The organism is Chryseobacterium sp. C2(2020) (assembly GCF_014218915.1).
GTDB classification, from domain to species: Bacteria; Bacteroidota; Bacteroidia; order Flavobacteriales; family Weeksellaceae; genus Chryseobacterium; species Chryseobacterium mucoviscidosis.
This window is the reverse complement of sequence record NZ_JACLCT010000033.1, coordinates 1-22,768: the sequence shown is the minus strand read 5'-3', so window position 1 is coordinate 22,768 and position 22,768 is coordinate 1. Positions and strand designations below refer to the sequence as shown.

General features: G+C 34.8%; 20 protein-coding genes and 17 tRNA genes. 34 read left to right on the top strand and 3 right to left on the bottom strand.

Features of this window, described 5'->3' with window-relative positions:
- The first annotated feature begins 781 nt into the window (after positions 1-781).
- From H6W52_RS16480 to H6W52_RS16340, 29 genes are all read left to right on the top strand, one after another.
- Positions 782-854 (top strand) — tRNA-His (locus H6W52_RS16480).
- A gap of 100 nt (positions 855-954) precedes the next feature.
- Positions 955-1,028, top strand: a tRNA-Arg gene (locus tag H6W52_RS16475).
- Between the two features lie 95 nt (positions 1,029-1,123).
- Positions 1,124-1,197: transfer RNA gene (locus H6W52_RS16470), tRNA-Lys, on the top strand.
- Between the two features lie 95 nt (positions 1,198-1,292).
- A tRNA-Ile gene (locus H6W52_RS16465) sits at positions 1,293-1,366 on the top strand.
- A gap of 101 nt (positions 1,367-1,467) precedes the next feature.
- Positions 1,468-1,541, top strand: a tRNA-Arg gene (locus H6W52_RS16460).
- 5 nt (positions 1,542-1,546) lie between these two features.
- Positions 1,547-1,631: transfer RNA gene (locus tag H6W52_RS16455), tRNA-Ser, on the top strand.
- A gap of 5 nt (positions 1,632-1,636) precedes the next feature.
- Positions 1,637-1,708 (top strand) — tRNA-Asp (locus H6W52_RS16450).
- 68 nt (positions 1,709-1,776) lie between these two features.
- Positions 1,777-1,848: transfer RNA gene (locus tag H6W52_RS16445), tRNA-Pro, on the top strand.
- A 6-nt stretch (positions 1,849-1,854) separates the two neighbouring features.
- Positions 1,855-1,926 (top strand) — tRNA-Glu (locus H6W52_RS16440).
- A 99-nt stretch (positions 1,927-2,025) separates the two neighbouring features.
- Positions 2,026-2,099, top strand: a tRNA-Met gene (locus H6W52_RS16435).
- A gap of 100 nt (positions 2,100-2,199) precedes the next feature.
- Positions 2,200-2,273 (top strand) — tRNA-Met (locus tag H6W52_RS16430).
- A gap of 695 nt (positions 2,274-2,968) precedes the next feature.
- A tRNA-Tyr gene (locus tag H6W52_RS16425) sits at positions 2,969-3,055 on the top strand.
- Positions 3,056-3,215: 160 nt separating this feature from the next.
- Positions 3,216-3,288, top strand: a tRNA-Glu gene (locus H6W52_RS16420).
- A 305-nt stretch (positions 3,289-3,593) separates the two neighbouring features.
- Positions 3,594-3,667: transfer RNA gene (locus H6W52_RS16415), tRNA-Leu, on the top strand.
- A gap of 90 nt (positions 3,668-3,757) precedes the next feature.
- Positions 3,758-3,830 (top strand) — tRNA-Phe (locus H6W52_RS16410).
- A gap of 88 nt (positions 3,831-3,918) precedes the next feature.
- Positions 3,919-3,991 (top strand) — tRNA-Gln (locus H6W52_RS16405).
- Between the two features lie 8 nt (positions 3,992-3,999).
- Positions 4,000-4,070, top strand: a tRNA-Trp gene (locus H6W52_RS16400).
- Between the two features lie 224 nt (positions 4,071-4,294).
- Positions 4,295-4,780, top strand: a complete 486-nt coding sequence (locus H6W52_RS16395; RefSeq protein ID WP_029298559.1) for a ribonuclease H-like YkuK family protein — start codon at positions 4,295-4,297, stop codon at positions 4,778-4,780.
- A gap of 99 nt (positions 4,781-4,879) precedes the next feature.
- Positions 4,880-5,692: a RimK family alpha-L-glutamate ligase gene (locus H6W52_RS16390; protein ID WP_116099327.1), complete on the top strand. Its 813-nt coding sequence runs from the start codon at positions 4,880-4,882 to the stop codon at positions 5,690-5,692.
- A 23-nt stretch (positions 5,693-5,715) separates the two neighbouring features.
- Positions 5,716-6,492 (top strand): ATP-grasp domain-containing protein, encoded by a 777-nt coding sequence (locus tag H6W52_RS16385; protein WP_116099308.1) that lies wholly within the window; start codon positions 5,716-5,718, stop codon positions 6,490-6,492.
- Between the two features lie 10 nt (positions 6,493-6,502).
- Positions 6,503-6,874 carry a cyclic-phosphate processing receiver domain-containing protein gene (locus H6W52_RS16380; RefSeq protein ID WP_116099309.1) on the top strand — a complete coding sequence of 124 codons (372 nt, stop codon included), beginning with the start codon at positions 6,503-6,505 and terminating at the stop codon, positions 6,872-6,874.
- A 96-nt stretch (positions 6,875-6,970) separates the two neighbouring features.
- Entirely contained in the window at positions 6,971-7,987 is a 1,017-nt protein-coding gene (locus tag H6W52_RS16375; protein WP_116099310.1) for an RNA ligase, Rnl2 family, read from the top strand.
- Positions 7,988-8,187: 200 nt separating this feature from the next.
- Positions 8,188-9,132 (top strand): peptidase, encoded by a 945-nt coding sequence (locus tag H6W52_RS16370; RefSeq protein ID WP_116099311.1) that lies wholly within the window; start codon positions 8,188-8,190, stop codon positions 9,130-9,132.
- Between the two features lie 278 nt (positions 9,133-9,410).
- Entirely contained in the window at positions 9,411-9,878 is a 468-nt protein-coding gene (locus H6W52_RS16365; protein ID WP_116099312.1) for a hypothetical protein, read from the top strand.
- Between the two features lie 69 nt (positions 9,879-9,947).
- Positions 9,948-10,280, top strand: a complete 333-nt coding sequence (locus H6W52_RS16360; RefSeq protein WP_123892003.1) for a hypothetical protein — start codon at positions 9,948-9,950, stop codon at positions 10,278-10,280.
- A gap of 194 nt (positions 10,281-10,474) precedes the next feature.
- On the top strand, positions 10,475-11,038 hold the full coding sequence (locus H6W52_RS16355; protein WP_116099314.1) for a metallophosphoesterase family protein: 564 nt from the start codon (positions 10,475-10,477) through the stop codon (positions 11,036-11,038).
- A gap of 93 nt (positions 11,039-11,131) precedes the next feature.
- Positions 11,132-11,677, top strand: coding sequence for a 3'-5' exonuclease (locus H6W52_RS16350; RefSeq protein WP_116099315.1), 546 nt, complete (start codon positions 11,132-11,134; stop codon positions 11,675-11,677).
- A 108-nt stretch (positions 11,678-11,785) separates the two neighbouring features.
- Positions 11,786-12,337 carry a 3'-5' exonuclease gene (locus H6W52_RS16345; protein ID WP_116099316.1) on the top strand — a complete coding sequence of 184 codons (552 nt, stop codon included), beginning with the start codon at positions 11,786-11,788 and terminating at the stop codon, positions 12,335-12,337.
- A 61-nt stretch (positions 12,338-12,398) separates the two neighbouring features.
- Positions 12,399-13,418, top strand: a complete 1,020-nt coding sequence (locus tag H6W52_RS16340) for a hypothetical protein (protein ID WP_116099317.1) — start codon at positions 12,399-12,401, stop codon at positions 13,416-13,418.
- Positions 13,419-13,442: 24 nt separating this feature from the next.
- Here H6W52_RS16340 and H6W52_RS16335 read toward each other — a convergent pair whose 3' ends face one another.
- Positions 13,443-13,892 (bottom strand): VOC family protein, encoded by a 450-nt coding sequence (locus H6W52_RS16335; RefSeq protein ID WP_116099318.1) that lies wholly within the window; start codon positions 13,890-13,892, stop codon positions 13,443-13,445.
- A 306-nt stretch (positions 13,893-14,198) separates the two neighbouring features.
- Between H6W52_RS16335 and H6W52_RS16330 the strand changes: the two genes are divergently transcribed.
- The 4 genes from H6W52_RS16330 to H6W52_RS16315 all read left to right on the top strand — a co-directional run bounded on the left by H6W52_RS16330 (position 14,199) and on the right by H6W52_RS16315 (position 17,498).
- A complete protein-coding gene (locus tag H6W52_RS16330; protein WP_116099319.1) occupies positions 14,199-15,716 on the top strand; it encodes a TROVE domain-containing protein in 1,518 nt (505 codons plus the stop codon).
- Positions 15,717-15,885: 169 nt separating this feature from the next.
- Positions 15,886-16,497: a hypothetical protein gene (locus H6W52_RS16325; RefSeq protein WP_123892004.1), complete on the top strand. Its 612-nt coding sequence runs from the start codon at positions 15,886-15,888 to the stop codon at positions 16,495-16,497.
- Positions 16,498-16,616: 119 nt separating this feature from the next.
- A complete protein-coding gene (locus H6W52_RS16320; protein ID WP_116099321.1) occupies positions 16,617-17,144 on the top strand; it encodes a DUF6584 family protein in 528 nt (175 codons plus the stop codon).
- A 126-nt stretch (positions 17,145-17,270) separates the two neighbouring features.
- Positions 17,271-17,498 (top strand): phosphate ABC transporter substrate-binding protein, encoded by a 228-nt coding sequence (locus H6W52_RS16315; protein ID WP_116099322.1) that lies wholly within the window; start codon positions 17,271-17,273, stop codon positions 17,496-17,498.
- A gap of 1,782 nt (positions 17,499-19,280) precedes the next feature.
- Here the strand turns inward: H6W52_RS16315 and H6W52_RS16310 are convergent.
- Both H6W52_RS16310 and H6W52_RS16305 read right to left on the bottom strand, forming a co-directional pair.
- The gene (locus H6W52_RS16310; RefSeq protein ID WP_076393123.1) at positions 19,281-19,625 is read right to left on the bottom strand and encodes a hypothetical protein; all 345 of its coding nucleotides are present in this window, start codon (positions 19,623-19,625) and stop codon (positions 19,281-19,283) included.
- 11 nt (positions 19,626-19,636) lie between these two features.
- Entirely contained in the window at positions 19,637-20,053 is a 417-nt protein-coding gene (locus H6W52_RS16305) for a transposase (protein ID WP_076392800.1), read from the bottom strand.
- Between the two features lie 791 nt (positions 20,054-20,844).
- Between H6W52_RS16305 and H6W52_RS16300 the strand changes: the two genes are divergently transcribed.
- Positions 20,845-22,383: a SulP family inorganic anion transporter gene (locus H6W52_RS16300; RefSeq protein WP_116099323.1), complete on the top strand. Its 1,539-nt coding sequence runs from the start codon at positions 20,845-20,847 to the stop codon at positions 22,381-22,383.
- Positions 22,384-22,768: the final 385 nt, after the last annotated feature.

The following is a 22,768-nucleotide window of genomic DNA, read 5'->3' as shown; positions in this document are numbered from 1 at the left end:
TCAGTTCGCAATGACAAAATAAAAAACTTTTAAGAAAAAGATTTATCTTTGCAACCATAAAATAATGACAATACAAAGAGCACATATCAGTTTAAATCTATGCGATAGCCCTGTACTAAAGGGATCGTTTGGGTATGAATGGATGATATCTTATGAGGCGAAATGTGCTTGCTTTGAAAATTATTTACTGTAAAACCGTAAAAATTTTATCAAAATACTGCAAAAACGCCTCGATTACCGAGGCGTTTTTTGTGTTTTTAGAGCAGAAATTATTTAGAATGAAAAAAAATAACCATAAAAATGAAAATTATTTAATAACAAATGAACAATTAATAAGAAAATAGAGCGTGATAAGTAACCCGATGAGAGACAGTCATTTAGGTATTTAAGACATCTGCAAAGTATTGCGGACGGAAATCCTCTATTCTGAAATTAGCGCATAATTAATTGATTTCCAAATATTTAAATGAAAAATAAATTTGCGAGTTAAAAAAAATCATATTTACTTTGCAACCGAAAATTGAAAGCAACAGGTTTTCAAGCCTTTCAAAAAAACATTTTTAAAACAACAAGAATAAAATGAAACAATTACATAACATATCTAATTTATATTCAGGACAACGCGGTACAGAACCGATGGGGCAAAGATATGCTTGTGTTATTCTTCTTGATAGTGAATTTGTGGGAAAAAGGTGCTTATATACATGGGTCAGCTAATGAACTGACACGTCCAGAAATATAAAGCGCCTCCCGAAAAGAGGCGCTTTTTTTATGGTTGTATGGTTTCTCTAGCTTATTTGGTAAAGCGTCGGTTTGTGGCACCGGAGAACAGGGTTCGATCCCCGGAGATACCCAAAAATGTGAATAGTTAATAGTGAATTTTACTTCGTAAGTGAATTTAAAAATTGATGAGCAAGACGAATTGACGATTGACCATTCACAAAATATAAAAACAATCTCATGGCTCAATTGGATAGAGCGTTGGTCTACGAAACCAAAGGTTGAAGGTTCGAGTCCTTCTGGGATTACAAAAAATGAATGGTCAATAGTGAATTTTATTTCAAGTGAATTCAAAATTGACAAGCAAAGCGAATTGACGATTGACCATTCACAACATAAAAACAATCTCATAGCTCGAATGGTTAGAGCACCGGTCTTTTAAACCGGGGGTTGAAAGTTCAAATCTTTCTGGGATTACAAAAAATGAATGGTCAATAGTGAATTTTGTTTCAAGTGAATTTAAAAATGACAAGCAACGCGCATTGACGATTGACCATTCACAACATAAAAACAATCTCATAACTCAAATGGTTGGAGCATCGACCTGATACGTCGAAGGTTGAAGGTTCGAATCCTTCTGGGATTACAAAAAAGTGAATAGTCAATAGTGAATTTTATTTCAAGTAAATTGAAAATTGACAAGCAACGCGAAATTGACAATTGACCATTGATCATTCACAATACTAAGGTTCCGTAGCTCAATTGGATAGAGCATGGGTTTTCTAAACCCAGGGTTACAGGTTCGAGTCCTGTCGGAATCACAAAAGGAGAGTAGGCAAATACTGGTTTGTTGCGGCTTACTGCTAATGAGTTCTACGACAGTAGTGAAGGTTCGATTCCTTTGCTCTCCGCAAAAGGTCTATTGAGGTAATGGTTAACCTTCCCGACTGTCTCTCGGGCACTGCGAGTTCGATTCTCGCATAGACCGCAAAGATTCACGGAAAATTTCGGCTCCGGCTGTCTCCCAGAAAAGAAAATGGAAGTGAATCTGCAAAACTGGAAAGATAACGGTGGTTGTTTACCCGCCTTGGACGCGGGAGGTCGCAGGTTCGAGCCCTGCTTTCCAGACAGTTTGCTCCATTAGCATAGAGGTTAGTGCATTCGGCTTTCTACCGAACGACAAGGGTTCGATTCCCTTATGGAGTGCAAAAAGTGAATAGTCAATGGTGAATTTTACTTCGTAAGTGGATTTAAAAATTGACAAGCAAAGCGAATTGACAATTGATTATTCACCAAATTAAAAACGATTTCGTAGCTCAATAGGTTAGAGTATCGGTTTCATAAGCCGAAGGTTGAAGGTTCGAGTCCTTCCGAAATTACAGAAAAGTGAATGGTCAATGGTGAATTTTACTTCGTAAGTGAATTTAAAAATTGATAAGTAAAGCAAATTGACAATTGGCTATTCACCAAATTAAAAACGATTTCGTAGCTCAATAGGTTAGAGTATCGGTTTCATAAGCCGAAGGTTGAAGGTTCGAGTCCTTCCGAAATTACAGAAAAGTGAATGGTAAATAGTGAATTTTACTTCGTAAGTGAATTTAAAAATTGACAAGCAAAGCGAATTGACAATTGGCTATTCACAATTCACACTAAGTTAATTGTTTCAAAGAGAAAAAGAAAAGGTTTGTCGAGAGCAGAAGATCTTTAGCCAAAAACACGATATTATATAGACAGGCTTTTTCTTAACTCATTTTGAAGCGGGATAATGAAAGTTTTAAACATAATATAAATTTTAGATCAGATAAAGTTTGTCAAAGCGCAGAAGTTCTTATATCAAACAAAAAAATAAGACAGACTTTATTTTTTTGATTAGAAGCTAGAATTTAGAGATATAATATTATCTAAAAACGATCAACCAGCAACCAACAACTAGTTGCAAAAACGATGGTTCGCCGAAGTGGAAGAGTCGGGGCGGTCTGCAAAACCGTTGCGTAAGCTGAGTGGGTTTGAAATTTGAAACATTCGTGAATTCAGATAAAAAAGAATAAAAAGGTTATGAACAATCCCATAACCATCTCAAATAACTAAAATTAGATTAGTTCCGAAGAAAGAAAAAGTTTGTCGAGCGCAGAAGTTCTTACATCAAACTAAAAATTAAGACAGGCTTTGTTTTTCTTCAAAAATTAAAGATTAAAAAAGTTAGTTGGAAAATATTACTCATTACCAATTAATTATTACTCATGAAAAAGGAAGTACGCCGAAGCTGGAGAGTCGGGGCAGACTGTAAATCTGTTGCTTCATTGCTGAGTAGGTTCGAATCCTACTACTTCCACCACACCGCTGATAATGTAATGGCAGCATGCAGGAAATGTACTCTTGTTGTTCAGGTTCGACTCCTGGTCAGATGGTCAAAGAAAAGTGAATGGTAAATAGTCAATTGTCAATTTAAAAAATGACTGCAAAGAAATTGACGATTAACAATTCATAACAAAGATGCTCTATTCGTCTAACGGTTCAGGACGCCTGCCTTTCGAGCAGAAAACAAGGGTTCGATTCCCTTATAGAGTACAGGAAAGTGAAAAGGTGAATGGTGAATTTTGCTCCGCAAGTGAATTTAATAATTGACTACGAAGTAAATTGACGATTGACAATTCACAAAGAAATAGGTTAAATGGAAAGAGAAAGGTCTGTCGAGCGCAGAAGATCTTTAAAAAAACATTACAGGCATAGTTTATAAATATAGACAGGCTTTTCTCGAACCTAAAAATATAAGTAATAAGCAATGAATAATTATTGAAGGTTAATACGAATTATAAATTTATAGAAGATAATTTTTATTACTGATTACCAATTACTCATTACTAATGAAATCCGCGGGAATGGTGGAAATGGTAGACACACTTGATTTAGGCTCAAGGTTTTGGGGGTTCGAATCCCTCTTCCCGTACAGAATATAAGTAATCGGTAATAAGCAATGGGTAATAAATTGCAGGCAAAAAATATTATTGATTATCAATTACTCATTACCTATAAAATTGGAAGAGTGGTGTAGCAGGTCTGCACGTTAGTCTGAAAAACTAAAGGTATAGGTTCAATTCCTGTCTGTTCCACGAGATATAAGTAATAAGTAATGTGCAATAAGTAATGAATTATGCGCAAAAAAATTACTAATTACCTATTACTCATTACTTATAAAATTGATTCATAGTGTAATTGGTCAGCACACAAGACTTTGACTCTTGTTGTTCAGGTTCGAGTCCTGATGAATCAACAAAAACTACTCCGATGGTGTAATGGCAGCATCTCAGTCTCCAAAACTGATGGTATTGGTTCGAATCCGGTTCGGAGTGCAGGAATGTAATGGTCAATGGTCAATGGTCAATTTGCTTCGCAAGTGAATTTAAAAAAGCTTTGTATTCTTAGCTGAGTGAAACGCCTTTGCGAACTCTAATAGCAGTGAGTAGTAAAAAATCTTTGAGGACTTTGCGTTAAAAAAGCACTCTGCTGGATTACAGATATTCAAATAATAATTAATAAAAATTTAAATATAACAAATTTAAAACATGTAGAAAAAATGGAAACGCAACAACAAGTATGGCAGAACATGACAGGAAAAATTTTCCAAAACTCTATCACCCAATTGGTAGAAGAAGCCATCATCCGCGAACAGGCAAATGGACACCGACTGAAGGTTTGTGTAGGTTCAGACTCCCATGTATATGGGGATGCCATTAATTATGCTACGGCAGTAGTATTTATTCGTGAGGGAAAAGGAGCGTTTACCTTTATCAGAAAAGAAAGAGAAATACAGACTATCAGTATCAAAGAACGTATGCTGAACGAGGTTAACAAATCCGTAGAAATTGCTTACGCCATTTGCGCTGTTCTGGATGCTTATGGAGTGGAAATGGAGGTACATGCAGACATTAATACCGATCCGGATTTCAAATCCAATGTTGCCTTAAGAGACGCAATGGGATATATTCTTGGAATGGGATATGTGTTTAAAGCAAAACCTTACGCCTTCGCAAGTTCCAATTGTGCTGATATGATGGTATAAAATAGCTGGAAGCGGGATGATGGGAGATGGAAGTTTTTTAACAGTATGAATTTAATTTCCTTCATCCAGCTTCTAGCCTCCATCCAAAAAAATAAAACAATGAAAACAATTTTAATCATCAACGGAGAAAAATACTGGCAGGATTACTTTGCAGGATTTGATGTGGTTCAGAAGAAAGTTCAGACCTCAGAATTTATCGTAAAAAATGCTGAACTGTATGCCATTGATGAGAATGGAGTCTGCAAACCGGATGTTATTTTTTGGAGATTGGGAGCGATCAATCCTGAAGCAAAGCACAGAAACATTTTGGAATTGATTGAATATTCAGGAATTCCATGTGTGAATTCAGCTTCAACATTATTAATGGGTTACGAAAGATTATCTATGTTAAACAGATTGAAAAAGCTTGGATTACCTGTGATTGATTTTAATGTCGCAACCAATACAACTCAATTGAAAAATCTGGAAATGCAATTTCCCTTTGTGGTTAAAGTTGGAAATCATCACGGCGGATACGGAAAGAGTCTTGTTTCAACCGAAGAACAATGGGAAGAACTGAAAGATTTACTCTTTATTCATCAGGATTATGTGACGACAGAGAAATTTATTGATTATCAATATGACATCCGTTATCTGGCTATCAATGATAAAGTCTGGGCAATGAAAAGAAAAGGGAAATATTGGAAAGCCAATTCTTTAACTCAGCAATATCAACTCATCGAGCCCGAAAAAGAATGGATAGAAAAAGTAAAACTGTTACAGGAAAACATCAAAGCAGATATTGTGGCGATTGATGTTCTGGAAACAGAAAACGGAGAAAAAATAATTGTAGAATACAACGATATTCCCGGACTTTCAGGATTTCCTGAAGATGCAAAACTGGAATTGGCGGGTATTGTAAAAAGCAAATAAAAGAACCCTAAAAACAAATAACCATGTATTTTTTAGTTCAGGCTAATGTATATTTAGATCCCGATCATTACAGAATTTTTGATGCTTTGGAAGAATTAAATATTGATTACAGCGTAATTAATATTCCTCCAACCGCACAAAAAATTGACTTCGAAACAGACAGAAAAGATGTTTTCGTATACGGTTCGGTGACGATTGCAAGATTGGCAAAACAAAATACCGATTGGTTTCCCGGTTCTTTTTACGGAGGAAATCACCTGTATGAAGTGTATTCCAAATACTATGGTGAAAACCTTCTTAATCACAAAGTTTCCGTACATAAAATTTCGGAAGAATTGATTTGGAAAAAAGATGAACTCAAATTCATCAAACCTTACAATGAAGCGAAAATTTTTACAGGAAAAGTCTTCAACGAAACGGAATGGAAAGATTTTGCTTTTGAAGCATTGCAAAATCAAACCAACAGAATTACAGAAGATTCTTTGGTTCAGATTTCTGAAGCAAAACGAACAATAAAAGAAGCAAGACTTTGGATTGTTGGCGGACAGATTATCGATGCAGGATATTATAAATTCAATGATAATGCTCCTTTTGAGAAAAAAGTTTCAGAAGAAGGATTGAATTTCGCCAATGAAATGATTCAGCTTTTCAATCTGGAAGAAGCTTTTGTAATGGATATTTGTTTAACCAATGAAAGCTGGAAAATTGTTGAAATCAACTGCATCAACAGTTCAGTATTTTATCCGAATACAAATGTGATAAGTATTATCAAAGCTTTGAATATTTACTTTTCAAATTAAAAAATAAGCAATGGAACTAACAAAAAGATTACTGTTTCTGGATGATATACGATATCCTGTTGAAGCGTATCAATATACCAAACAGGATATTTTCCTCAGAAAAGACTGGCATATCGTTCGGAATTACGAACAGTTTGTCAGCAGGATTTTGGAAAAAGGACTTCCGGAAATGATTTCTTTTGACCACGACCTTGCCGATGAACATTATTTGAAGTCCGATTCTCAGGAATTTGTGGAAAAAACAGGCTACGATTGTGCAAAATGGCTGGTAGAATATTGCATGGATAACTATTTGGATTTGCCACAGTTCTATTGCCATTCCATGAATCCTGTAGGAAAGGAAAATATTGAAATCCTTTTAAAAAACTTTAAAAAATGGTAATGGATATTTTTAGGCTGATAGATGATACAGTAGTGAAACCTCACAGGTTTTCAAAACCTGTGAGGTTTAGTAAAAACCAAATTAAAAATTAAAAAAATGATTTTCAAAACATATAACTCCATAGAAAATGCTTACCAAAACCGCGTGATCGATCAGATCAGGATTCAGGGTTTTTGGGATGAGATTTTCATCGTGCAGGAGAAGGTTCACGGAGCTAATTTCTCTTTCTTTACCGACGGAAAGGAAATTAAAATCGGCAAAAGAACTGCTTTCATCGAAAAGGATGAAAAATTCTTCAACGCACATCAGATTTTAGAACGCTACAGAAAAAACGTCATCGAAGTATTCGAAAAAGTGAAAAATATTCATCCCGATGTTGAAACGGTTGTGATCTACGGTGAATTGTTCGGCGGTGGTTACAAACACAAAGAAGTGGAGCCTGTAAAAGATGCGGTAAAAGTGCAGAAAGGTATTGAATATGCTCCGCACAACGAATTTTACGCATTCGACATTAAATTGAACGGAACTACTTATCTGGATACCGATGTGGTGAATGAAATTTTCGAAGAAACCGGATTTTTCTATGCAAAAATTCTTTTTCAGGGAACTTTGGAAGATGCTTTGAAGTTTCCGAATGTTTTCGATTCTAAAATTCCGGGTTGGCTTGGACTTCCTGAAATCGAGAACAATAGATGTGAAGGAACCATTGTGAAAACTTTAAAAACCAGATATTTTGGAAACGGCTCAAGAGTCATCCTGAAAAATAAAAATGAAAAATGGATTGAAAAATCTAAAGTGGTAAGAAAACAGGAAAAAACCGTTCAAAAACAAATCAGCTTTAGCGAAAAAGCTCAGAATATCTGGGGAGAAATCCAAAAATATGCAACTGCAAACAGATTGAATAATGTTGTCAGCAAAATTGGCGAATTCGAACCCAAAATGATTGGGAAAGTCATTGGTCTTTTTGCGCAGGATATTTTAGAAGATTTTGAAAAAGATTTCCCAAAAGTTTTCGAAACCATTGAGAAAGAAGAACAGAAAAGAATCAATAAAAAACTGAATTCTTTGGTCATTGATGTGATAAAAGAAGAGTTAATGACTCTAAAAGTGTAGTTTCGGTAATATATTTACCGGAACTTTTTATGTGTTAAATTGAACCATAAAAGTTAAAATATTTTATTATTAAACGCACTCTTTGTCATTCCGTAGGAATCTAAGCAAAGTTTGTAGAAATAATAAAAAATTATACGCTTAGATTCCTACGGAATGACAAACTGAGTGTAAACTTTATAGTTTATAAAAAATTAGAAAAAATGTTACAGGCAGAAATAAAAAGTCTATTAAAAGAAGATATCAGTATATTACTAAAAGTTCCGAATTCAGCAAAGCATTATTTATGCGATTGCGGTGAAGCAAGTTTGCTGACGGTGAAAGAAGTACAATCCGTTTCGGCAATATTCATCAGTCATACTCACATTGATCACTTTTCCAATTTTGATGGCATTTTCAGACATCAGATTGGAAGCGGAGAAAAAATAGTGATTTGCGGACCGAAAAATATTCATCAGCAAATTGAAGCAAGATTAAAATCTTACACTTGGAATTTAATTGATGAAAATGCGATTGAATATGAGATTAGAGAAATCGTTTCTAAAGAAGAAATTAATGTCTATAAAATTTGTCCTCCACATTGGAATCTGGAATTGATAAAAACTCAGAATTTCCTTTTTGAAGACGAATATGTAAATGTTGATTTTGCAATTTTGGATCACAAAACAAATTCCATTGCGTATTTATTCGCGGAAAAAGATTCGGTTACTTTTAATGAAAACGGTTTAGAATTCAAAAAAGGAAAATGGATCAGCGAATTGAAGAAAGCCTTTGAAAACAACGATTCCGACCAAGAAATCGAGATTGAAGGAACGGTTTATAAAGCATCCGGTTTATTTCACTTTCTGACTCGAAACAAAGGATATAAATTAGGCGTAATCATGGATCACGCGGTCTGCGAAGACAATTATGAAAAGATAAAAACAGTTTTCAGAGAAGCGGATATGGTGTACATCGAAACGTTTTACAAAGATGAAGATCAGGAATTTGCGAAGATCAACTATCACAGTTTTGCATCTGCATCCGGAAAAATCATGAAAGAATGTGAAGTGAAAGAAGCCATTCCTATTCACTTTTCAAGACGATATGTCGAAAGCGATCAACAGGAAATTGAAACCGCTTTTTATAAAGCATTTCAGGGAAATTAATTGACCTGAGTTCGTGATAAGTCTTCTTAAACGCAAGGTAAAACAAAGAGTTTCAATTATTAAGAATTCAGCTTTTAAGATATACAAAGGCGTAAAACTTATCAAAGTAATACCATTTTTGTCTTTTTTAAATAAACGAAGTGCCTTTGTTTAGCTTACCAACTTTCAATAAGTAAAAAAAATCTTTTGTTTTTCTTTGCGATAAATTAATATGATTTTATAAATCAATTAATTAAAATTATTTATTCAACTAAAATTTAAAAAAACTAAAAATAATCATGCAAAATAAATTACCTTTTCATTTCGATATGGAAACGGCTGATCCTGATGATTCGATGACGTTGTCTGTTTTGGCAACGCATCCCAAGGTTCATCTCGCAAGCGTATCCATACATCCGGGAGGAAAAGATCAGATAGGATTTGTAAAACGTGTTCTGCAAATTCTGGATAGGGAAGATGTCCGCGTCGGTGCAGGAATTCCAAAATCTTCGGCGAGCCGTGTTTCAGGTTTTTACCAAGACTGGATCGGAAAATTTGAAGACTCAGAAGCGGATGATACCGCAGCAAACATTATGAATGAAACACTTCATCAATTTCCAGATTGTACTTTACTGACGGGGGCAGCACTTACAAATCCGCATTCATTGTGGGAAACCGGAGTTTTCTTCGATCGCTGGTTTTGTCAGGGCGGTTTTGCAGGCGATAATATTGTCCCAAAAGAACATCGACTGGAAAAATTTGACTGAAAAATTACCTGTGCGACATTCAATCTGAATGGAAATCCATTGGCTGCTGAAAAGCTGCTTTCAATCCCAATGACTGAGAGACGGATGATCAGTAAAAATGTTTGTCATGCTGCTGTTTTTACAAAGAAAGATGCCGAAATCCTGATCCCGTTTCGAAATGAAAACAAAGGTTTGAAGCTGTTTCTTAAAGCAGTGGAACTCAAAGAAAAGGCACTTCATGATACTGTGGCAGCTTTATTGGCGATAGATCCGTCAAAAGCAGTCTGGGCAGAAGTAATTCCTTACAGACAGCGTGGTGAATGGGGTTCGCGCGAAGTAAAAGAAAGCTCCGGACACAACTCATCATTGATTACAACTCATATTCCGGATTTCAAAGATCTGTGGATGGTGATGAAACCTTAACGAATTAATATTTATAAAACTAAAATTACAAAATTTATGCATTAAGTTGTCATTCTGACACAGACTGAAGGGATGCGAACGAAGTTCAGAGAATCTCACATAAAGATTTTTAGAGATTCTTCACTCCACTTCGTTCCGTTCAGAATGACAGAGGAAATAGTGAAATATTGTAGTTAAAAACAAACAATTAAAAAATGAAACCAAACATATTTTTCACAGCAGACCATCATTTTGGTCACGAAAATATTATAAAATTCTCCGAAAGACCTTTTGAGTCTTTGGAACACATGAACGAAGAACTCATCAAAAGATGGAATGAGAAAATCGGTAAAGATGATACGGTTTATCACTTGGGTGATTTAAGTCTTGGCAAACCGGATTTCACGAAAGAAATCCTGGATCGGTTAAACGGAAACATTCATTTGATAAAAGGAAATCATGAAGGTGCAGCATTGACGTATCCAAAACGATTTGCTTCCATCAGAGATTATCACGAACTGAAAATTGATGAGTCTGAAAACAGCAACGGCAAACAGAAAATCATCCTCTTTCATTACGCCATGAGAACATGGAACGGTTCGCACCGCGGCGTTTGGCAGCTCTACGGACATTCGCACGGAACATTACCCGACGATGAAATGGCTCTGAGTTTCGATGTAGGAGTAGATTGCCATAATTTTTATCCGGTTTCTTACGAAGAAGTAAAGGAAATCATGAAAAGGAAAAAATGGACACCTCCGTTTGCACCGAGAAATTAAAAAGTTGGGAGTCTGAAGCTGGAGGCTGGAAGTATTTTCATAGTGTGAAACTTCCATCTTCATGCTCCCATCTTCCAACCTAAAATCAAAATCATGAAAACAACAAACGAAATCGTAATTATCGATTTGGAAGCTACTTGTTGGGAAAATGACAGAATTCCCGCAGAACAAAAAACCGATATTATAGAAATAGGAATTTGCGAATTAAACAGAATAACGCAGGAAATTTCAAAAAAACAAAGCATTTACATAATTCCCGAAAGATCTAAAATCAATAAATTTTGTACAGAACTTACAGGAATTACACCGCAGCTCATCGAAGAAAAAGGAATCTATTTCGAAGAAGCCTGCGAAAAAATCAAAGATGAATATCACTCAGCTCAGCTTACTTGGGCAGGTTTCGGAAACTTTGACAAAGAGCAGATCATGGAACAGTGCGATTATCTCGGTATCGAAAATCCTTTTTCCGAAAACTACATCAATATTATGTATCAGTTCAAAAAATACAATGGACTGTTTAAAATGATGGGTTTAAAAAGAGCCTTACATTTTATGAACATGGATTTTGAAGGAAATCATCACAGCGGAGCAGACGATGCTTACAACGCCGCCAGAATTTTAAGAGAAATTTTGGGGTGAATTTGGGTTAGAAGTCTGAAGCTGGAGGCTGGAAGTAAATTACACGCTGTAAAAACTTCCATCTTCCCGCATCCATCTTCCAACCTTTAACAATTAAATATTACAACAATGAAAACAACAGACAACATATTAATTATAGACCTCGAAGCCACATGTTGGGAAGACCGACCGCCGAGAGGACAGGAAAGCGAAATCATAGAAATCGGAGTGTGCATCGTGGATGCAAAAACCGGAAAAATTTCCAAAAATGAGGGAATTTTAGTAAAACCCCAATATTCGAAAGTAAGTCCGTTCTGTACGGAACTTACTTCCATTACACAACAAATGCTTGATGACGATGGCATTTTGCTGGAAGACGCATTAGATATTCTGAGAGCGGAATACGATTCCGAAGATCTGACTTGGGCAAGTTACGGAAATTATGATCTTAATATGCTTCAAAATCAGGCAAGAAGATTTAATGTAGATTATCCTTTGAGCGATGACCACATCAATGTGAAAACTTTATTCGGAGAACTGCATCCCACGATTCGTAAAAGCGTCGGAATGGCAAGAGCTTTAGGCAAACTGAATTTTATACTTGAAGGAACGCATCACAGAGGCGTAGATGATGCTAAAAATATTGCGAAAATCTTGCATTGGTGTTTGCAGAAAGCTTAATCTAAATTTAGAAAAATCCCTTTAAATTCTTATATTTAAGGGGATTTATATTTTAATTGTGATGGAAAAAATAAATGTTATAGAACACATCAGAAGACGACCTGGAATGTATATTGGTTCTCTGGATCATGCGGGTTTTAATGAATTAATACATTATCTAATTCAGGATTTAATAGCAACCGAAACTTTTGAAATTACTTTTATTCTTAAAGAAAATAATCAATTAATAATAGAGGGATTAAACGAAAAAACATTTGACTTTATTTCTAAAGCAGTAGAAGATATTAATGATTATAATGGTGAGAATTTTCATTTGTCTATAGCAACGCTTATCGGACTATCCGATTATTTAAAAATTGAATTTGACGATTGTGTAGTTTTAAATTCAAATAAAGGAATATTTAAAATAGAAAATGAAATTCTCAAAGCAAAAAAAATCAAATTTGATTTTACAATTGACAAAGATATTTTTAAAAATTTAGTCGTAGATTATATCAGTATTAATCATTTGCTTAAAAGATTTTCTTATTTAAATTCGAAATTGAGAATTAAAAGTATTGATGAATCGGGAATCGAAAAGCAAACAAACATCTTTCATTTTTCTAATGGCTTATCGGAAAAAATTGATTTTGAACTTAGAGAAAGAATGTTGAATAATGATTTGATTTTTAGGCTAAATTTTGATAAAGAAACAGAATATTCATATTCGTTAGCTCTTGCTTTTGTAAGAGGTTTCTGGATGGATCCAAAATTAAAGGTATATTCAAATTACAAAGAAAGTTCTTTGGGAGGATCACTTTTGGATGGCATACTTCAGGGAATGAAATTGTTTTTTAAACGACAATCTCGCAAGAAGAATTTGAATATGAGTATAACAAATGCTAAGTTAAAGAATCATCTTATTCTTTTTGCTTCGGTAACTGGCGAATTAAATTATTTAGGTGCAACAAGAGCTAAATTAGGAACTCCAAAGGTTCAACTCGAAATTAAAGAATTCGTTTATTTGGAACTACAATCATATTTTTCTGATAAAGAAGATGAATTAAAAGATATTTTTGATGTTCTACAGAATAATTATTAAGCTTCCTTTTGAAAGGGAGTTTTTTTATTTCCTTTCCATCCACTCCTCATAAGAAAGCACGCCCAACTCCGGTGGTTTTCCGTCACCATCCAAAACCGAGATAAATTCCAGCTGGTTTCCATCCGGATCATTAAAATAAATGGCCAAAGCTGGCATCCATGCAAAAACCATTGGCTTTTCAATGCCGTCTTTCAGAAAATTATAAGGTTTCAGGTTTTTATTTTTCAGAAATTCGACAGAATAATTCAGAATATCTTCCTTTTCGGAGGTAAAAGCAAAATGCCTTGTTTGAAGATTTTCCTTCTGCTCCCATAATCCCAACATGGATTCCTTGTTTTTTCCGATCCATAAAAAAGCAATTCTTCGGTTTTCTTCTTTGTGGGCAAATTCTAATCCCAAAATTTCAGTATAGAATTTTATTGCATTTTCCAGATCACTCACCTGAACATGAGTTTCGTAGAGTCCTTTAATCATGAGTTTAAAATTTTAATGAAACAAATTTAGAAAACGTATTTCCATAAATTCCCAATTATTAATTCCTTTATATAAAATGCATGATAGATTTTTTCTAAACACAAATCCCACAAATTTTTTCACAGATTTCACAAAGAAGATTGGTATTATTAGTGCAAGAATCCGTGTAATTAGTGTTTAAATAAAATTTTTTTTCAAAAAAATTATACTACGCAAAAACATTGCGCAAAAGAATCCTTACTTTGCATCAGAAATCAGGGAGAAAGTGATAATCCTCTGAAATGTTTAACAAAAAAAACAGTAACCATGAAATTTAATTTTTTAAGAAAAGAGAATAAAGTAGTAACGAACTACGAAGGTGCAAAAGCTTATACCATGACACATGCTGAAGAACTATACAGTGCTGTTGTTACAACAGGATTATCCAATACCACTTATGAAAAAGGAAATGAAAGACTCACAAGAATTCAGTCCCTGATTCAGAAAAATGATCCGGAATTCGTAGCAAAACTGGCAGTTTATGCAAGAAAAGATATGTATCTGCGTTCCATTCCGTTGGTTTTGACGACCGAATTGGCAAAGCAGACTTCAGGTACAGACCTGGTAAGCAGAACCATCGATGGCGTAATCCAGAGAGCGGATGAAATTACTGAACTTTTGGCATATTACCAATTGGCAAACGAAAGAACAGATCTTAAAAAACTCAACAAACTGTCAAAGCAAATCCAGAAAGGTCTGGTAAAATCATTCAATAAATTTGATGAATACCAGTTCGCCAAATACAACAGAAAAGCAGAAGTAACCTTGAAAGATGCCTTGTTTTTGGTTCACCCGAAAGCAAAAGATGAAAACCAACAGGCTATTTTCAACAAAATCGTCAACGATTCTTTGGAAACTCCATATACTTGGGAAGTTGAACTTTCAGTATTAGGTCAGGCAAAATTTGCCGATGATGCCGAAAGAAAAGCGACCTTCAAAAACAAATGGGAAGAACTGATTTTCAGCAACAAACTGGGCTATATGGCAACGTTGCGAAACCTCAGAAATATTCTGGAAGCCAACGTTTCTTCGGATGCGATGCAGAAAGTTTGCAGTTATCTTTCGGATGAAAAAGCGGTGAGAAATTCAAAACAGCTGCCTTTCAGATTCTTGTCTGCGTACAGAGAACTGAAAAGTATGAAATCACCTTATCTGTCATCCATTCTCGAAGCATTGGAAGATGCGGTTTTGGTGAGTGCCAAAAATATCAAAGGTTTTGGATTCGATACTTCGGTGGTGATCGCGGCAGACGTTTCCGCTTCAATGCAAAAGTCGGTTTCTCCAAGATCTAAAGTTTTGCTGTATGATATTGGTCTGTTGATGTCGATGATGCTGCAGTCGCAGTGCAAAAATGTAATTTCAGGAATATTCGGAGACACCTGGAAAAGAGTTCCGATGCCTAAAAACGGTATTTTGAGAAACGTGGATGCATTCTACAAAAGAGAAGGTGAAGTAGGTTACTCTACCAACGGTTATCTGGTTATCGAAGATTTGCTGAACAGACGCGAAAAAGTGGATAAAGTAATGATTTTCACCGATACTCAGCTTTGGAACAGCAACGGAACCCGAAATTCTTTCGAAGATTCTTGGAATCAGTATAAAAGTTTCCACCCAAATGCAAAATTGTATATTTTTGACTTGGCGGGTTACGGAAGACAGCCTTTGGATATCAGACAAAATGATGTATACCTTATCGCAGGTTGGTCCGATAAAATTTTCGACGTACTGAATGCTTTGGAAGACAAAAAATCTGCCGTAGAAATGATTAAAAAAGTAGTGCTGTAAAAGGCACTGCTTTTAAAATAAAACTAATAACCATTATTTTCAGGAGCTTAATCCCGCTCTCCGCACTCGCTATTTTCTGGATTTCGGCTGTGGCGGCAAAGCCGCCACAGCCGAAATCCAGAAAATGAGCTCAGACAAATGCTGCGATCGGGGCTAAAAAATGCTAAAAATGATACAACTTTTTAACGTTATTGAAATCAATCCCTTTAAATATTCTCAGGAAGACTATGAGATTCCTGAATTATCAGACTCTTCAATTTCTGAAGAACGGGATGATAGATGGCGAAAAGCTATATCTATTTTAGATCTTAATCTAAAATTAATCGAGGAAGATTCTTATTTCGTAGATATTGAAACAATTGACGATGAAAATCTGAAGATTATTTTAAAAATAGTTTTCGATGATAGAGATATAGATATTGAAGAAGAAAATTACTTGATGCTGTTTGATGGAGGAATTCTTTTAAAGAAAGACAATGAACTTCTCCTTGAGCCACAGTGTTGTGCAGATCTTGAGGATATCAAAAATTGGGAATATATTTTCAAAAATAGTTCATCAGATTGGTCACAGTTATGGATTGGGCATCCGTGGATTTTCTACAAAAAAGAAAATGGTAAAATTCAATTTTCCGATTATACCGAGGACTTGTTAAATGAATGGGAAAATAGACAATCTGTTTTTGAAGTCGATGAATTAGATTTGCAAATTGAAATTAATAAAATAAAAGAACGGCAAATACATTTCAATGATAGAGTTATTAAGCTTTTGACAGAAATATAAATTTAACAATCGACTTAGGAAATGTAGGCGTTAAAAAAATAAGCTATACGAACGTTAAGAAAATTCTACTGTTTGAAATAGGAACAAATTCAAAACGAACAAATGAATAATTATAAATAATGGGAACTATTTTTTACAGAATTGAAAAGGATCTTAAGGCGGGAAGAAAGAAAAAAGCCTGCGACAGACTTCGAAATCTGATTAATGAATTTCCCGACGATCTTTCTTTAAGAGACAAACTGGCTCAGATTTATTATGATTCAGGGTTTAAAGATGAAGCCGGAAAGTTTTGGATCTTATCTGAACCTCAGAATTTCGAAATGAAAGAAGCAATTGAAATCTACAGAAATTCATTAAGCAATTCAGGAAATGCTATTTTAAAAGATATCGTTTTTCGGGGAGATAAAACCCAACTTTCGGAATACGCAAAAAATATTCTGAAACAATTGGAAACCGATAGCTTTAAGAAAACAAAACATATTCCTGATTTTAAAAGAAAGCAAAGAGAAAAAGGAAATTATGCGGAATCTAAAGACAGCTTTTTTAGTAATGTAGGATTTTATTTGCTCATTGGAGGAATTATTTTACTTCCATTTTTAGGACTTGTTAAGCTGGGAGAGATTATCGGGTCAATATTTTCAAAATAAATTTTAACTGCGTAAAAAGAATGCGCACTGACGCAATAATTTTGCATCAACAAAAACAGATAACCATGAATTACTATAAAAAATGGCTTAAAGGAACACTGTATTGAGGTTAAATACTCAATACTTATGAAAAAAATTAAAACATTAAAGAAGTCTTTCGGATACAATGAATTTGGATTAGTTGACTTTCCGAAGAAAATTTCAAATGTGCAGATTTCCAGAATTTTATATGGAAATGAAATGGGGTGTTCTTATTGTTTTCCACATGGTTATGAAACCATTAATTCAAAAGAAATTAAGTTTCAGAGAAACTGGAAAAAATACAGAAAAACCCAATGGAAAATCAAAAAGTAAGTGTCGTAAAACAGAATTGCTTCGTTGGGAGCGGTTATACAGGTTCGAGTCCTGTTTCCGAACATTTGGAATGGCGTAAATGGGTAGCGCGCCGCTGTAAGTGTCTGTTTGATTTTTCACCTTACTTAAAAAAAATTACCGGTGCCGTAAGAAAAGAAGTCCTTCGATTTCCACTTGAACAAGAGTCTTTTCGTTACATTGCCCGGTTTTAAACAACCAATGTCGTCATCATAAGAGTTCCATCGTCTTACTTAAAATTTGAATTGATATCAAAAACTCTTATACAATGTTACTTGGTTTTTTTAAAAAATAATTTTAACTGCGTAAAAAGATTGCGTACCAATGCAATAATTTTGCAGTAACAAAAAACAATAACCATAAAAACTTAAAAATAATCGATGCCGTAAGAAAGAGTTCCTTCGAATCCAAACTGAAAAAGTCTCTTTCAAAATTTTGCTCGATTTTAAAATTACTTACAAGTGCCGTAGATAAAAGTTACTTCGATTTGTACAGAGGTTCGAATCCTTTCGCCGAAAGGTGTGGTCGAGTGGTTAGACGGTTTTTAAGACAGCTTTTATCACTGTTTGCCTTGTAATTTTTAAGAAAACTATTTAAAAAACATAAAAAATCAAGTGTCGTTTCAGAATCATACTTCGATATTTAATCTTTGGGTCGCAGGTTCGATTCCTGCCTTCTCTGTTGTAAACGAGATGTAGCTCAGACGGTAGAGCAAAAGCACTGAAAGATTCTCACATTATTACCTTGATTTAAAAAACAAAAGAGTGCCGTAGAAAAGGCTTACTTCGAACAGCAATTATTTAGACCAAAAAAATCTAAAAAACAAGTGCAATTTCCTGAATAACAGTAGGGATCAGGTGCATGTCTGTCTTTTCGCCTTTTGCCTCTTTTTATAGGGAATTTAAAAATATCGGGTGTCGTAGTACAGAAATACTTCGTTCCAAACCGGAAATACAGGTTCGATGTCTGTCAGTAAATAAAAAACTGTCGTCTAATTTGAGTAAGGACGCCGGAGAAATATCTGTACGAAATTTACCTTGATAAAATAAAGAGTGCCGTTAGAGAAAACTTACTTCGGTTAATCTTAATGATGTTGGTTCGACTCCAGAATAAATCTGAAAATGATTTATAATAAAGAGTTTTCTCGTCTTTTGCCTCTTTTTTAATTTTAAAAACTTACAGATAAGTGTCGTAGAGAAAGGTTACTTCGTAACTATAACGGTCCTAAGGTAGCGTAATTCGGGCGACCGAACTGGTGAGGTTGGGTTGAAAACCAACTGGGCAAAAGTTTTCGAAAGAAAGCGCAAGTCTCTCGCAGATGTAGAATTGCCGGCTCCCTGCCCAAATCGGGTAAGAGCGGCGCTCATAAGAGCAAAAATACCTTTTTCGCCTTTTACCTTATCTGTTTTTATAATATACAAGTGCCGTAGAATAGTGTTACTTCGCTCATTACGACGGGGTCGCGGGTTCGAGTCCCGCCTTTTCCACAGTTTAAAAAACACAAAATTAAAATAGGAAAAGTAGCTCAGTTGGTTAGAGCACGACATTGCACTTTCTGGTTGTTGCCTTGTTTTAAAATATAAAGTGTCGTAGAGAAAAGATACTTCGTCACCAATCGAAGGGGAGGAATAATGAAGCAGATCATACCTGCAAGATTATCCGGTTCGACTCCGGCAGAACGATGCCCCGCTTTTCTTTTCTCGTCAGTAATCTTTTTATTAAAAATCCGAAAACGCTTTGTTTTCGGATTTTTTTATTTTGAAATCAGTTCTTTGAAGTAATTTTTTCGTATTCTTCTTCAAACGTTTTTTTCCATTTTGCAATGGTAGTTCTGCTGATTTTATACTTTTTCGACATATAATTTGTAGAAAAATTATGCTTGTTCTGGTATTGCAAAAGCTTCAGCATCGTTTTCTTATCGTAAGTCTTCAGTTTCTGATTTTTCTCAAGGCTTTCTTTTGATTGCTTGAAAACCAATTCATTAAAATTCAAAACATCTTCAGTGGTTTTTAAATTTTTTATCAGACGCTGAACTTTGGGATCGTTCAGTTTATCAGGATCTTTTTCTTTAAGCATATCCTGATAGATCTTCGTGTAATTTGGACGCATGGGATGTTTTTTTAAATTTTTTGCAGCCATCGGTGAAGCGTACTTTTAGGGATTGAATACTCCTGGATGATTTCATTATGAGTCATCTCTCCGGATTGTATTTTTCCGATGATGAATTCTTTGATCTCCTGAGTATAAATATTTTTTCTGAAATACGGAATTTTATCCGATTTCGGATTTTTTACCTTGTCAACAGCAGAAGGAGGCGCATATAAGATAAGGTGCGAACTGTAAATTCTGAAGAAATCATACTCCAGAAGTTTAGAGCATCTTAATAAAAGATCTGTTTCTACCGATGCACTTTCGAAGATTTTATCGATAGCTTCCTCATCTTTTTTAAGAAAACTGCACATTCTTTCTTTACTAACTTCAAGTTCGTTAGCTCTTTCTTTAATAAATTGTCCTATATGTATGTCTTTGTATAGCATAGGTTTTTTTAAGCCTTAGTGATTAATAAGCAATTTGCAGTCCGAAATTATAAAATATAGAAAAAATATGAAAACTTTAGCACGATTTATTACGTTATGCCCGTTTAATAATTAGCGCAATACTTATTTACAAAAAAAAAATGAATCGAATTTACTTGTAAATAGTATAAATAGAAATGTAAAACCAAGAATTTATGCTTTATTTTGCAGTACCCTCATGTATTTCAGATCCTCATTACTTTGTTCAGTAAACTTTAACTATCCCGACTTTTTGTAAGCACCAATACTAATTTCCATTACTTTATCATCTACTTTATCATCATGTAAACGCCTTTTTTTATAATGTAAGATAATTTTCTTTCTGTAATTAATTAATCATCAATAATTGAATTAAATATTTAGAAAAAATACTAACTTCTCTGAAATCAAATATAGAAAAAATTGGATTCAGTCCAAAAGAATGAGGAATAAAATTTCATGAAATACTATTTTTAGTTAAAGTTTAATGAAATATGTGGTATGTGTTGTGAAATATTACATTCTGAAATAATTGTAGAGAACATAATTTTACAGGAAACATATTGTGAAATATTTAAAGTAAGGAAGGTAAAAATTGTCTGAGAAATTTTTAGTCAATATCTTTGCAGATAATATGCAAATAAAAACAAAAACTTCCTCCGAAGTTACACCGCCTTAAGGATTTGATAAATTTAATAAAACTGTTTTCTAAAAAAGAAAACAGCAATTTCTGTTTTTAAAATATCATTAAATCCTTAAACATTACTTTTCCAATGGAAAATTCTCTTAAACTTTTCGACTTTTCACAAAAAATCAATTTCAAAAACGAACTTCTTGCCGGATTTACAGTGGCAATGACGATGATTCCCGAATCTCTTTCCTTTGCCATTCTTGCCGGACTTTCTCCTTTAACGGGATTATACGCCGCCTTTATGATGGGATTGGTAACGGCTATTTTCGGAGGTCGTCCCGGAATGGTTTCCGGTGGAGCAGGAGCAACCATCGTTGTTTTAATTGCACTCATCAAAACTCACGGAGCAGAATATTTATTTGCAACTGTAGCTTTAGCCGGAATTTTTCAGATGCTGGTCGGCGTTTTCAGACTTGGAAAATTCGTAAGATTAATTCCGCAGCCCGTAATGTACGGTTTCCTGAACGGTCTTGCTGTTATCATTTTCATGGCACAGGTAGAACAGTTTAAAATTACCGATGCAAACGGTGTTGTAAGTTGGCTTCAGAGTTCTTCCTTATATATTATGTTAGGTTTAACTGCTTTAACGATTGCTATCGTTTACTTTTTCCCGAAAATTACTAAAGCCCTTCCAAGTTCTTTAATCGCAATTTTAATTGTTTTCGGAGTGGTTGTTGGTTTCGGAATTCATACAAAAACCGTTGCAGATATTGCCCGCATCAGCGGAAATTTACCCAGTTTCCATATTCCGGAAATACCTTTTTCATTAGAAACCTTACAGATTATTTTTCCTTATGCTTTAATTATGGCAGGAGTTGGCTTAATTGAATCTTTGCTTACTTTATCTATGGTGGATGAAATCACCAATTCAAAAGGAAACACCAATAAAGAAGCCGTAGCGCAAGGTTTAGCCAACGTTACCAACGGTTTTTTCGGAGGAATGGGAGGCTGTGCAATGGTTGCCCAGACTTTAGTGAATCTGAATGCCGGTTCCAGAGCCAGACTTTCCGGAATCATTGCTTCCCTCACGATCTTAATTATTATTTTAGTCGGAGCCCCGTTTATTGAAAAAATCCCGATGGCGGCTTTGGTTGGTGTCATGATGATGGTTGCGATCAGTACTTTTCAGTGGGTTTCCATAAGCATCATTAATAAGATGCCGAAATCTGATATTTTTGTGGGAATTACAGTGGCATTAATTACCATTATTCTTCACAATCTTGCTTTAGCGGTTTTGGTAGGAGTAATCATTTCTGCTCTTGTTTTTGCGTGGGACAATGCGAAAAGAATCCGTGCCAGAAAATATACAGACGAAAATGGGGTTAAATATTATCAGATTTCAGGACCGCTATTCTTTGGCTCGGTTACAACATTTATTGATAAGTTTGATCCTGTAAACGATCCGGATCAGGTAGTCATCGATTTTAAAGAAAGCAGGGTTGTTGATATGAGTGCAATTGATGCTCTTGATAAACTCTCTAAAAAATATACGCAACAAAATAAAAAACTGCATTTAAGACACCTAAGTGAAGACTGCCGCAAAATGCTGAAAAATGCAGAAGCGGTGATTGAAGTGAATATTCAGGATGATCCTACGTATAAAGTGATGCCGGAGAAGTAGGAGGGTTTTTGAGTTGGAGTGTGGGAGAGTTTGAGTGGTTGAGAAGGTTTTGAGGCGGGAAGATGGAAGATGGAAGATGGAAGATGGAAGATGGGAGGTGGAAGATGGAAGTGCGATGATGGAAGTTTAGAAATACTCCGCAAACATCTGAAAAATCTTGTAATTTGTAGGAAATAAAATTTTGAATAAGCTGGAAGTGCGATGATGGAAGTTTAAAATTCATGCAAATATTTGTGTAATCTATAGAAAATAAAAAATCTGCATAATCTGCAAAATCAGTGGGAGAAAAAACAATTCATCATTAATAATGACACTATCCCGTAAAGTGTGTAAGTAGAAAAGTTAGGCTTGGATTTTATAATCTGAGCCTTTTTTCAAAAATAAG